Here is a 13,266-nt window from a genome sequence, read left to right as displayed (position 1 = left end):
TCTCCTACAAAAAAGCCCGGCTAGTCCGGGCTTTTTTTATTCTCTCGAAGATAACCGTTCTGTTATCTCCATTACCTCTTCTTCGAGCATCAACCACTCTTCTTCCAAAGCTGCCAAACTTTCTTTGAGCTCAGCCTCTCTTTTTAACGTTTGAGTCAACTGTTCAGCATTCTCACTTTGATAGAGTTCACTATCCTCCAGCGCCTGATGTAGTTCAGACAATTCAAATTGCGCTTTCTCCAGTGTCTTCTCAACTTGTTTCAATCGGGACGTCTGTTTACTGGTCGCTTGCTGAATTTGCTTTCGTAATTGTGCGCCCGCCTGACGCTTCTCTTTTTTGTTCGGTGCTTGTTGCACCTTATCCTGTTGTTGCTCACGCTCATCAAGCTTTTGACTTTTTATCCACTGCAAACGCTGGTTGAGGTATTCATCCAATGAACCGAAGTAGGCTTCCACCTGCCCTGCGTGCACCCACCAATACTGGTCAACTATACTGGAAAGCAAATGACGATCATGCGTGACTAAAATCAATGCCCCATTGAACTCCTGCAAAGCCATATCCAAAGCGTCACGCGTTTCCATATCTAAATGGTTAGTCGGCTCATCCAAAATAATCAGATTTGGCTTTTGGTATACCATCAAAGCCAATGAAAGCCGTGCTTTTTCTCCACCGGAGAAGTGCTTTGTCGCTTCTAGTGCTTTTTCATTCGTAAAACCGAATCGCCCAAGAAAACTCCTAGCATCCTGGTCAGAAATGAGCGATCCATCTTCTATATTTTGCTTATCTAGCTGAATCAAGTGCTGCAACGGAGACCAGTCTAGTGTCAGGGCTTCTAATTGATGCTGTGCAAAATACCCGATTTTCAAACCCTTTGCGTGTATGACTTTACCCGCTTGTGGCTGTAGTTCACGAATCAACAACTTTAGAAGTGTTGACTTCCCAGACCCATTAACACCAACCAACCCAATTCTGTCACCCGCTCGAAGCACCAAACTCGCATTGTGAATAATTTCTTTGTCATAACCAAAGCTCATTTCTTCCACTTTCAACATCGGGTCAGGTAAATAGTCTGGCTGAATGAAGCTGAACTTGAATGGATTGACCGCCTGAACTGCGGCAACCTCCTCCATACGCTCTAGCGCCTTAACCCGGCTTTGCGCCTGCTTTGCTTTAGAAGCTTTTGCTTTAAAGCGTGAAATGAATGTTTTCAAATGCTGCATTTGGACTTTTTGCGCTTCATGCAAAGACTGCTGTTGCATCAACTGCGCATTCTTTTGCCGCTCAAAAGATTCAAAATTTCCTGAAAAGAAGTGAATTTTTTGCTGCTCGATTTGTGCTATCCCCGAAACCACTTCATCCAAGAAGAAGCGATCATGGGAAATAACAATCACTGCGCCTTCATAGCTTTTGAGCCACTGCACCAACCAGGAAACCGCTTCAATATCCAAGTGGTTGGTAGGTTCATCCAACAACAAAAGGTCTGAACGTTGCATTAAGGCTCTCGCCAATTTCAGCCTAACTTGCCAACCCCCTGAAAACACTGATAGAGGTTTTGAAAAGGCCTCCTCTTCAAACCCCAATCCAAACAACAGTTGTTTCGCCTTTTGCGGAACAAGATAGCCGGAAATACGATCCAGACGATCATAAGCATGAACCAAATTATCTTGATTGCCTTTTTCTTCAGCAACGCAAATGTCTCGTTGAACATCTGCATAGAGTTCGTCGCCATCAATAACAAACTGTAGCGCATTGACCTCGGTGACGGTTAACTCTTGCTGAACGCAGCCAATTATCCAGTTTGCAGGAAGCTGAATTGTCCCTGCATCCAAAGACAGTTCACCCAAAATAGCTTTTAGCAGCGTTGATTTACCGGCACCGTTTTGCCCGATAAGCCCAATTTTCTGCCCGGGATGGATCGTTAAAGATGCGCCTTGTAGCAATTGCTGCTTACCGACCATCAGGTCGATAGATTGGATACTTAACATAAAGAAAAATCAGTAGGTAAACGGGGTATCGACAAAGATGCCATCCAAAATATGCATTTGTCTATCCATTCTGGAGGCCAGCTTCAGGTCGTGCGTCACCATAATAATGGATGTTTGCATTTCCCGGTTCAAATCCAACATCAAATCAAAGACTTGATTAGCAGAGCCTTCATCAAGATTCCCGGTTGGTTCATCCGCTAAAACACACGCCGGTTTGGTAATTAGCGCACGCGCAATTGCCACCCTTTGGCGCTCACCACCCGACAGCTCTGACGGCTTGTGGTGCAATCTGTGCGACAGCCCCGCCCTACTCAATAATTCGGTCGCCTCTTTTTCTGCATGCTTGGCTGATTCTCTGCGAACCCTTAGCGGCAACATGACATTCTCAATAGCTGTCAACTCAGGTAAAAGAAAATGGAATTGATAGATAAACCCCATGTGACGGTTTCTTAAGGTGCCGCGCTTAACGGTCGACAAACTGGAAAAGTCCTGCCCCATCAAACTCACCCGACCCTGTGTAGGAGTATCCAAACCACCTAACAAGTGTAATAGCGTACTTTTTCCTGAACCCGAACTACCTATGATTGCCACGGTTTCATTTGTTCCTACCTGAAAATCAATGCCGTTGATGACGGCTGTTTCAAGCTTACCGTCCTTATAGGTTTTATGAAGACCTTGCGCTTCTAAAATTAAATTACTCATAACGCAAAGCCTCCGCAGGTTGTGTCTTGGACGCTCTTCTCGCCGGATACAAAGTCGCCAGTAATGTCATAACAAACGCAAGAATCGACACCGTCCAAACATCCGACCAGTGTAAATCCGAAGGAATCTCGCTGATGTAATAGATGTCCGGTGGAAAGAACTTAAAGCCAAACAGGTTTTCGATAAAAGGCACAATCGTTCCAATATTCAATGAGGTAATTACCCCCAAAATGGCGCCGACAATCGAACCGACGGTTCCGATAATCAACCCCTGAATAATGAAAATGGATTGAATACTGGCTGGCGTGGCACCAATGGTCCTCAGAACGGCGATGTCTTTTTCCTTATCAGTCACCACCATTACCATTGTCGAAACAATATTAAAGGCCGCCACCATAATAATCAGGGTCAGAAAAATGAACACCATTCGTTTTTCCATTTGAATCGCTTTGAAGAAATTCGCATGTTCTTGTGTCCAATCCCGAACATAGAGAACTCTATCAACGTGCTGACCAATTTCTTTACGCACCAACGATGTTTTAAACATGTCATCCAGCTTCAACTGTAGCCCAGAAACCTTGTCATGCATCTTGAAAACGCGCTGTGCATCAGAAATATTAACCAGTGCGAGACCATTATCATATTCATACATACCCGCTTCAAAAATACCAACCACCGTGAAGCGCTTAACGCGAGGAATCACCCCCATAGGAGAAACCGTCCCTTCTGGGGCGACCATAGTCACTTTATCACCCACCGACACGCCTAGACCATTCGCCAACTCAGAGCCCAAAATAATGCCATAGCCTTTTGGTTTCAAATCGGCAAGCTGTCCGAACTTCATCTTAGAGTCGATATCCGCCACCTGTGGTTCATACTTTGGTGCAATCCCTCTGACGATTGCCGCTTTCACCTTGTCGCCGTGCGCCAACATACCTTGCCCCATAACATTCGGAGCCGCTCCCTTAATGTGGTCAAGATGAATAACTTTGTCATACAAATCATGCCAATTACCAAGGCGTTCATACTGCTCGGAAAGCGTCATATGCGCCGTCATACTCAAGATTCTGTCACGCAACTCTTGCTGAAACCCATTCATAACGGATAAAACCGTTATCAACGCAAAAACACCCAACGTAATACCGATAATGGAAGATAAGGAGATAAAGGAGATAAAGCCATTTCTTCGTTTGGCTCTGGTGTAGCGAAACCCTAGCAGTAGCTCAAAAGGTTGTTTAAACATAGTTATTACTCTTCCGGGTTAATTACGTCTTTCCGCATCAAATGCAGGCAAACTGTGGTTATACCGAACGGCCCAAACCCGGTATATGAAAATAAATCCAACTGAAATAACAATCAGTAAATCACTTGAAATCGGCAGCTGCCGACCAGCGACATACAGGATAGCACCTAAGAAAGAAGCCGTGGCATAGATTTCCTTACGGAAAATAAGCGGAACCTCTCCTACCAACACATCACGAATAACGCCGCCTAGTACACCTGTCATCACGGCTGTCATGATAACGATTGGGGTGGGAAAACCTAAAGAAATGCTTTTTTGCGCCCCCAACACGGTAAACACCGCAAGGCCAAGTGCATCAAGGTAGAGTAAAAGTGGAATGGGTAAACGAAAGCGTTTTGAATAGAAAAAGACGAACAAAGTCGTGATAAGTACAAGATAAATATAAATATTGTGCTGAATCCAGAAAACCGGCTGCCCCAACAATAAATCTCTAACTGTTCCACCGCCAACTGCAGTTACCAGCGCAACAAAAAGCGCCCCAAACAAATCCAATTGTTTTCCGCTTGCAGCCAAAAGACCGGTAATGGCAAAAACCACCGTTCCCAATAAGTCCAAGTAATAAAGAGATTGCAATACTGTCATGGCGGCTATTATAAGAGAAAATAATTAAAAGAGACTTTCTAAATATTGAATTTTCGACTTCAAGAATGGGTTGTCATATACAAACAAAAACGCCCTCATAAAGAGGGCGTTTAAGGTTTTCATTATGAAAGACTTACTTGTCTGCTTTCAGACGGTTGATACCTAGCATTTTCATAATGTATTTTTGGTAAATCGGCTCAGAGTTACCAGACTTCATGTTACGGATGAAGTATTTTTCAAATGCGATTTTCGCCAAGTGAACCCACTTACCTTTTTTCGCCCACGTCAGGTTACGAGGTGGAATTTGAGGTAGTGCTACGAATGCTGCACCAGTATCCCCCATGTCCGCCAAACAAACTGTATTCCAAGTTGGTTCTGATGTAGGTTCTTTACCAGACAATTCATCTTCGATGTTATGGCAAATTGCAGTTACCATTGATTCAATCATCAAACCTGTTTTTGGCGTACCACATGGTACTGGACAAGTAGCATCTACTGGTGGAATCGCAATCCCTACACCCAACGCATAAATGTTGTGGTAAGTTGGGTTACGGCTGAATTGGTCAACTTTAACGAACCCACGTGGGTTAACCAAAGGACCACCCATATTCTCTGGTTGAACCAAATCAACCAAGAACTTAGAACCTTTAAACGCAGGTAGCATCATTGAGTAACCGAAAGGCAACTCGTGTTGATCGATAACGTCACCACGGTTGTTGTACTCGTCAACGTACATTTTACCGTCTTCGATTTTGGTTACTTTTGCGTTGCAAATCCAGTTGATGTGACGGTTACGCATTTCAGATTCCAACAAACCTTTAGAATCACCAACACCACCTAGACCCAAGTGACCGATATATGGCTCAGCAGTAACGAAAGTCATCGGCACTTGGTTACGGATTTTGCGCTTACGCAATTCCGTTTCCATGATCATAGCGAACTCATAAGCAGGACCGAAACAAGATGCACCTTGGACAGCACCAACCACGATTGGCCCCGGCTTTTTACAGAACTCTTCCCATTCGTCGAAAGCTTCAACAGAGTGAGGCGTTGTACAAACAGAAACCGTGTTACCACCGTGAGACTTAGGACCGAATCCTTCAACTTCATCGAATGCCAAGCTAGGACCTGTTGAAAGGATCAAGTAGTCATAACCCATTTCTGAGCCATCACTAAGCGTCAACATGTTCGCATCTGGATCCAGCTTCGTAACAGTTTGATGATAAAACTCAATCCCTTTACGAACCAAGTGCGGTTCCAATTTGAATGAAATGTCTTCAGGTTTACGCCAGCCAACTGCAACCCAAGGGTTTGAAGGCACGAAATTGAATTCGTCAACAGCGTTTACGACTTTGATTGTATGTTCCTTTCCTAATGTCTTACGAATATCATAAGCCATCGGTAGACCACCGGTACTTGATCCGACCACAACAATAGTTGCCATATCGATTACTTCCTCTTAACTTTATTTTTTATTTTGATTGCCGAGTATTTCAGTGAGTCACTTCAGGTCTCACATCGCTACCAGAGCATCCTGCCTAGCCATATCCATGGATTTGACTAAATAAGTGAGACTTATGATGGAGTATAAGGATTCAAAATAGAAATCAAATTTCATTATATTAGGAAATAGTCATATTTAATGGCGTTATACATAATTTCACTTATGACGAATCACATATTTTTATGACATTAGTTTTTCATCACTTTTCTTTACCGAAGCGGTGATTGAAGGCATAACCGACAACAACAGAAATGAAACCAATAAAATGGAGAGTATCGTCATCATGCTCGCCTGACGAATCAACTCGTTATCACTGAAGAGTAATACCAATAACCCAATGACCAATAACTGGCTGGTCAGCCAAATCGAGCGCCCAACACTGGCAAGCGCAAAACGTGTTTTATCTTCATGCTTGGAAAAAAAGGATTGTTCAGCCTTCAAATAGCGCGAAAAGAAATGCACGACATCATCCAACACGATGCCCATTGGCACCACCAACACAAAAGGAGAGAATACTGAGATAGCATGAATCCAATGCATGGGTGACAAAATAACGATGACGGATAAACAACCAATCAAGGTCGCCACTAAAGCCACTTTTAAATTGTGCCATGCAAATAATAATAGAAAGAAACTTGCAACAATCATGGTCAACACAGCTCTCATGGCATTGAACTGCTCAACAAGCTGAAACACTGCCCAAGCCGCCAATAAAAAACCAATCAGCGTTAACCCTCTTCTCAACATCAGGTTATGTTCTAAGGTTTTTGCCACAAATGACAAACCATGCCGATCTTCATATTGCCCCACCCTGAACTCCAACAACCAGTTCAACAGTACCCAAGGCACCCAACTCAGCACCACCAAATAAGAAAACAGCACCCCTACCGCGACAATCACTGCCATATTGACATAATGCGCATCAAAATAAGCCGCAACCGCAAACCCCACAATGGTGGTTAGAGATGACAGTAAAATCGGCTGATGCGTTTGTCCTAGCGCTTCGGCAATGGCATCATGCTGAAAGCTGCCCCGTGCCATGGCTCGAAGTAACGCCGCAATAAAGTGAATCAAATGACTCATCATCATCGTCATTACAACCACCCAAGCCAAAGCGGAAACACTGTCAGGCGTTAGCCCAATCCATCCCAGCAACCCTAAAGTCATTAGGATTACATACAGACTGAATCCCAGTAGCAACACACCAGACTTCACAGAATCCATCAACTTCATGGCTACCAATGACATGAGTACCAGACTCAGCAACCCCAGACTCATTTGGGGAATACTCACCCACACCAACCCCATTAAATTAATAATGGAAATCAATGTTAGAAAAATCAGTGTTGGCTTTTTCGAGTGCGACAAAACCATTACCCAACTATATGCCCATTGTGATCTCATGAAATCCTTAACCCTTTATTTGTCTCATACTCTTAGTTTTTGTACTTTGTTCAATTTTCATCTTGCGTCTTGCGCAAATCCGGGTCATCAATCCAGCCCGCATCTGCTAAAATACTGCGTTTTCAATCTCTTTGTTATAGATGCAAGTTAAATAAACTCAGATACGCAATGGCTCAAAACGCTTCAAACAAACCATCCGCCTATTCCATCCAAGCGCTCATCAACCTTCCATTCAAAGGTCAGCGCTCTCACTGGCAGGTTTCCAACCTGGCGGAAACCGCTTGGCTGCTCAGTGAGAAAATCAAGGCGACCCCCAACCTGGCAGTTTTTTTAACCGCCAGCACCCATGAAGCCAACAAACTTGAAGAGGCCGTTAACTTCTTTGCTGGAGAAAACTTTCCCATCCTGAACTTTCCGGACTGGGAAACTTTACCTTATGACCAATTTTCTCCGCACCAAGATATTATTTCGCAAAGACTGAAAACCTTACATCAACTGCCTAGCCTAAAACAAGGCTTGCTCATTCTACCCGTTTCCACGCTATTACAAAAAGTGGTTCCCCATCACTTTATTGATAAATACACTTTTTTCCTGAAAACGCAGGACAATATCGATGTGGAAGCCTTTAACCGGCAACTTGAAACTGGCGGCTACCAGCGTGTCAACCAAGTGGTGGAGCCGGGTGAATTTGCCGTACGCGGTTCACTGATAGATGTTTTTCCGATGGGCAGTAAAACGCCTTTTAGGCTAGACCTTTTCGACGATGAAATCGAAAGCATCCGTAGCTTTGACCCTGAAAACCAGCGAACGCTAGATGCCATTGATCAAATTGAGTTATTACCCGCCAAGGAATATGATCTAAGTGATGCCGGCATCCAACTTTTCCGTCAGAATTTCCGCACCCAGTTTGGTGAAGATGCGCGCCACGCCACACTATACAAAGCCGTTAGTGACCATCAAACCCTTGATGGCTTGGAATACTACCTACCGTTATTCCATGAAACGCTGGCAACGTTATTTGACTATTTACCGCAAGACAGCCTGTTCTTTGATAATGGCGATCTAAGTGACAGCATTCAAAGAACCTGGAACGACTACCAAGAACGTTATCAAATCGCACAGCACAACCCGGATTATCCGGTATTGCCACCCGCATTGCTGATTTCAAACGAAACCGATACTCTTGCGAAATTAAAGCAGTACCACCGCGTCACCTTTGAAAGAATTCAAGGCGCAAAAACCAACGCTCGACTTGCCAACAAGCCTCTGCCGGATTTAAGCATTCAAAACAACGCCGACTACCCTCTGGCAAAGTTGAACGCATTTGTTGATCGCCTATTTAACGACAAGCCTAAGAATAACAAACACGAGCAGAACGTACGCCTGCTCTACTGTGCTGAATCAACCGGGCGTCGCGAAACGCTACTGACCTTACTCAAAAAAGAAAAAATGCTGAGCGGCCCAAAACCGACCATTGTCGATTCCTGGCAAGACTTTATGCAACGCGACACCAACTGTGCCATCGTTGTCGGCCCTTTGGAAGAAAGTCTTTATGTATCCGCAAGCGATGCAACGCCTGACATCTGCCTTATTTCAGAAACGCAGATTTTCGGTGAAACCGTTACCCAGCGCCGTCGTCGTAAACAAAAACACAGTGATTTCGATACTTCAATCTCCAACCTGATTGAATTGGAAGTCGGTGATCCGATTGTACACATCGACCACGGTGTCGGTCGCTACCAAGGTCTGATCACCATGACAATCCAAGGTGAAGACCACGAGTTGCTGTGCATAGAGTATGCTGATGAAGCCAAACTTTATGTTCCGGTGACTTCCCTTCACCTGATTAGCCGCTATACCGGCGCCAGCGCCGAAAACGCTCCGCTTCATAAAATTGGTTCAGACCGTTGGAAAAAAGCCAAACGCAAAGCGGCAGAAAAAGTCCATGATGTCGCCGCAGAGTTATTGGATATTTACGCGCAACGTGAAGCACGTCCTGGTTTTGCTTTTGAAACCGATGAGCAAGCCTATGCACGCTTCCGTGCAGGGTTCCCATTTGAAGAAACACCGGATCAGGAAGCCGCTATCGAAGCAGTGCTTGCGGACATGGCCTCGCCTAAACCAATGGATCGATTGGTATGTGGTGATGTCGGCTTCGGGAAAACGGAAGTTGCCATGCGCGCTGCCTTTATCGCCGCTTATTCAGGCAAGCAAGTCGCCATTTTGGTTCCGACCACACTCCTTGCCCAACAGCATTTGGAAAACTTCCAAAACCGTTTTGCTGACTGGCCAATCAAAGTTGAAGGTTTGTCTCGCTTTCAATCCCCGAAAGAAACCCAGCGCATTCTAGAAGATGCCAAAGAAGGCAAAGTCGATATTATTATCGGTACGCACAAATTGATTCAGGGCGATACCCAGTTCAAAAACCTTGGCCTGATTATCATTGATGAAGAGCATCGCTTTGGCGTTCGTCAAAAAGAGCAATTAAAGAAGATGCGCACCGAAGTGGATGTCATGACCATGACAGCAACGCCTATTCCTCGTACCTTGAACATGGCGATGAACGATTTGCGTGACTTGTCTATTATCGCCACCGCGCCGGAAAAACGTCTTGCGGTACAGACCTTTGTTCAAGACTGGAACCCTGACGTCGTTAAAGAAGCTTGCCTGCGTGAAATTCGCCGTGGCGGTCAAATCTACCTGCTTTATAACAATGTCGATAAAATCGACAACATGGTTGAAGAAATGCAGGCTTTGTTGCCTGAAGCCTCCGTTCGTTCCGCTCACGGGCAAATGAATGAGCGCGAACTGGAACAGGTCATGCAAGATTTCTATCACCGCCGCTTCAATATTTTGGTCTGTACCACCATTATCGAAACGGGGATTGATATTCCAACCGCCAACACCATACTCATCCACCGTGCGGATAAGTTCGGCTTGGCGCAGCTGCACCAGCTACGTGGTCGCGTCGGACGCTCTCACCATAAGGCCTACGCTTATCTGTTTACTGCGGGTAAATCTTTGATGACCAAAGATGCCGAAAAACGTCTAGCAGCCATTTCCAAGCATGATACTTTGGGTGCGGGCTTTATGCTGGCAAGCCATGACTTGGAAATCCGTGGCGCTGGTGAGTTGCTGGGCGATGGGCAATCCGGACAAATTCAGGAAATTGGTTTCGGACTCTATGCCGAGCTGCTTGATCGCGCTGTTAGAGCCTTGAAATCCGGTAAACAACCGGAGTTGGACACCAGTTTGCACCATGGTACGGAAATCGAACTGGGCGTGCCGTCTTTGATTCCAGAAGACTATCTACCGGATATTCACACCCGCTTGGTATTCTACAAACGCATTGCCGGTGCAAAAGACACGCAAAGTCTACGCGAACTCGAAGTGGAAATGATTGACCGTTTCGGGCTGTTGCCTGACCAGGTGAAAAACCTGTTTGCGGCAACCTCTGTTAAGTTACTGGTCGAACCGATGAACTTACTGAAAGTGGAAGCACATGAGACGATGATCCGCATCCAATTCGGTTCTTCGCCAAATATCGATCCACTAAGATTGATTCAACTCATCCAACGCCAGCCAAAAAATTATCAGTTAAAAGGGCAAACTGAACTGAAATATTTCGATACAATGCCGGAAACAGCGCAAAGAATTCAAGCCATCGAGCTCATTGTGGCTTCAATAAAAGCCGGGTAAAATTGCCTCAAATGACAACAAATTTGACGATAACTTTCGCCAAGGATTGATAAATCAAGATGAAAAACCGATTCGCATCGACCTTCAAATCCACTTTTCTCAATACCACTACGATTGCACTGTCGCTAATTTGTTTATTCCCTGCAACAAATGCTCAGGCAGACGAAAATAGCGCGCCGCCAAAGTTCGAAGTCGAAGTAGTCGTTTTTGAGACGCTGGCTTTAAAAGGTTGGACAGAAGAGTTTTGGCCAGACAATCTGCCTATTATGGACTTGAACGATGACGATGTCATCGCCCCGCCAAGAGTTCGCCCGCAATACAACTTATTGAATGATGAAGTATCCAAAATGACGCGCCGCATGGGCTACAACATTTTGTTCCATCAAGCATGGGTGGTGGATGCGCTACCGGAAGACCAGGCAAAACCGATTTACATCAGCTCACTGCCCGATAAAGACTACAAATCGAGACTGGAAGGCACGCTGTTATTCTACAAATCACGCTATCCGCATATTGAAATGAACTTGGAACTTGAACGCAAAATTCCATTGGTAATTCGCTCTGACTTTGCGAAAAACCAAAACATGCAGGAAGATTTGTTACCAGAGTTCTGGCGTTTTCAATTGAAAGAATCCCGCAAAATCAAAACCAGACAAATCCATTACCTAGACCACCCTATTTTCGGTGCCTTGGTAGAAATTAAATACCTACCGCACTATAAGCCTGGCAACGAGATGATTGATCCAGAACTTCCGCCGGCAACGCAACCAGAAAAGCCTAGCATACACGCAACAGGTGAAGATATTCCCGACAATCCAGACGATACTTCAACTGACCCATCAGAAGAAACAGCGCCCACCCCTACTGGTCAATAAAATCTACCAGGTTGGGGTAAGCCTCACTTGCCCAAAGAATCCATCAAAAGAGGCTGTGTGACAATTATGATGGAAAGGATAAGCAAGGCTTGCTTATCCTCTATCGAACTATCGAAAGCCAGAACGGTTAAGACTTACTTTTCAGGTAGTACCAAGTTCAGTTCCAATACTTCATAGCCGTTGGCTTCGTCGATGGAAATCTGCAATTGATCCTGATCGATTTGAACATACTTGCTAATCACCTGAAGAATCTCTTCACGCATTTTCGGCAAGTACTCCGGCGCTTTACGTTCCGAACGTTCATGCGCCAACAAAATCTGCAAACGGTCTTTTGCGACCCCTGCCGATTTCTTTTTCTTTTGTCCCAGAAGATAATCTAGTAATGCCATGCTTATCTCCCAAATAGTTTCTTGAGCAATCCTTTTTTCTCAGCCGTCAAGAAGCGATGCTCTTTTTCTTCACCCAAGAAACGGTCAACGATATCGATGTATGCTTGCGCTGCATCCGATCCGGACTCCAAAATAACTGGACTACCAGAGTTAGACGCATTCAGCACTTGTTCAGACTCAGGAACAACGCCCAGCAACTTCACGCTAAGTAGGCCGATAACATCATCCACAGATAACATTTCACCTGTTTCGACGCGCTCTGGGTTATAGCGTGTCAATACCAAATGCTCGACAATCGCCGTATCGCCAGATTCCGCACGTTTTGACTTTGCTTGCAAAATACCCAAAATACGATCCGAATCACGTACTGATGACACTTCTGGATTGGTGACGACAATCGCTTCATCTGCGAAATACAGTGCCAACTGCGCACCCTTTTCAATCCCCGCCGGAGAATCACAGATAATGAAATCGAAACCGTCTTCTTTCAAGGCTTCGATGACGTTACCCACACCTTCTTGCGTCAAGGCATCTTTATCTCTCGTTTGCGAAGCGGCTAGGATGTAAAGGTTATCAATGCGCTTGTCTTTGATTAGCGCTTGTTTTAACGACGCTTCACCTTGCACGACGTTGACAAAATCATAGACAACTCGGCGCTCACACCCCATGATCAAGTCCAGATTTCTCAGCCCCACGTCAAAGTCGATAACAGCAACTTTATAGCCTTTCATGGCCAAACCGGTAGAAATACTGGCACTCGTTGTGGTTTTACCGACCCCACCCTTCCCTGAGGTCACAACAATCACTCTTGACACATTTGTC

10 protein-coding genes are annotated in these 13,266 nt (G+C 45.0%); 2 read left to right on the top strand and 8 right to left on the bottom strand.

The genetic code is table 11. The annotated features are described in order from the left end of the window. Window positions 1-36: 36 nt before the first annotated feature. The 6 genes from F8R13_RS02765 to F8R13_RS02740 all read right to left on the bottom strand — a co-directional run bounded on the left by F8R13_RS02765 (window position 37) and on the right by F8R13_RS02740 (window position 7,481). Window positions 37-1,986 (bottom strand): ATP-binding cassette domain-containing protein, encoded by a 1,950-nt coding sequence (locus tag F8R13_RS02765; protein WP_152831793.1) that lies wholly within the window; start codon window positions 1,984-1,986, stop codon window positions 37-39. Between the two features lie 9 nt (window positions 1,987-1,995). Continuing rightward, window positions 1,996-2,688 (bottom strand): lipoprotein-releasing ABC transporter ATP-binding protein LolD, encoded by a 693-nt coding sequence (gene lolD, locus F8R13_RS02760; protein WP_152831792.1) that lies wholly within the window; start codon window positions 2,686-2,688, stop codon window positions 1,996-1,998. Continuing rightward, the gene (locus F8R13_RS02755) at window positions 2,681-3,931 is read right to left on the bottom strand and encodes a lipoprotein-releasing ABC transporter permease subunit (protein WP_152831791.1); all 1,251 of its coding nucleotides are present in this window, start codon (window positions 3,929-3,931) and stop codon (window positions 2,681-2,683) included. Before F8R13_RS02755 ends, lolD begins: the two co-directional genes overlap by 8 nt. An 18-nt stretch (window positions 3,932-3,949) precedes the next feature. Then, the gene (locus F8R13_RS02750) at window positions 3,950-4,573 is read right to left on the bottom strand and encodes a trimeric intracellular cation channel family protein (protein WP_152831790.1); all 624 of its coding nucleotides are present in this window, start codon (window positions 4,571-4,573) and stop codon (window positions 3,950-3,952) included. 133 nt (window positions 4,574-4,706) lie between these two features. Beyond that, entirely contained in the window at window positions 4,707-6,017 is a 1,311-nt protein-coding gene (locus F8R13_RS02745; protein WP_152831789.1) for an NAD(P)/FAD-dependent oxidoreductase, read from the bottom strand. Between the two features lie 240 nt (window positions 6,018-6,257). Then, window positions 6,258-7,481, bottom strand: a complete 1,224-nt coding sequence (locus F8R13_RS02740) for a hypothetical protein (RefSeq protein ID WP_152831788.1) — start codon at window positions 7,479-7,481, stop codon at window positions 6,258-6,260. A gap of 168 nt (window positions 7,482-7,649) precedes the next feature. Between F8R13_RS02740 and mfd the strand changes: the two genes are divergently transcribed. Next, complete coding sequence (mfd, locus tag F8R13_RS02735) at window positions 7,650-11,180, top strand: transcription-repair coupling factor (protein ID WP_152831787.1); 3,531 nt, start codon at window positions 7,650-7,652, stop codon at window positions 11,178-11,180. A 59-nt stretch (window positions 11,181-11,239) separates the two neighbouring features. After that, entirely contained in the window at window positions 11,240-12,055 is an 816-nt protein-coding gene (locus F8R13_RS02730) for a peptidoglycan binding protein CsiV (RefSeq protein ID WP_152831786.1), read from the top strand. 134 nt (window positions 12,056-12,189) lie between these two features. On the opposite strand, the gene minE is transcribed toward F8R13_RS02730, so the two are convergent. Both minE and minD read right to left on the bottom strand, forming a co-directional pair. Beyond that, window positions 12,190-12,444: a cell division topological specificity factor MinE gene (gene minE, locus F8R13_RS02725; RefSeq protein ID WP_152831785.1), complete on the bottom strand. Its 255-nt coding sequence runs from the start codon at window positions 12,442-12,444 to the stop codon at window positions 12,190-12,192. Between the two features lie 2 nt (window positions 12,445-12,446). Beyond that, window positions 12,447-13,259 carry a septum site-determining protein MinD gene (gene minD / locus F8R13_RS02720; protein WP_371414879.1) on the bottom strand — a complete coding sequence of 271 codons (813 nt, stop codon included), beginning with the start codon at window positions 13,257-13,259 and terminating at the stop codon, window positions 12,447-12,449. Window positions 13,260-13,266: the final 7 nt, after the last annotated feature.

The sequence above is a fragment of the Hydrogenovibrio sp. JE_KL2 genome, from assembly GCF_009296185.1.
In the GTDB taxonomy this organism is placed as follows: domain Bacteria; phylum Pseudomonadota; class Gammaproteobacteria; order Thiomicrospirales; family Thiomicrospiraceae; genus Hydrogenovibrio.
The sequence above is the reverse complement of the archived record's forward strand: the minus strand, read 5'-3'. Positions and strand labels throughout refer to the sequence as shown.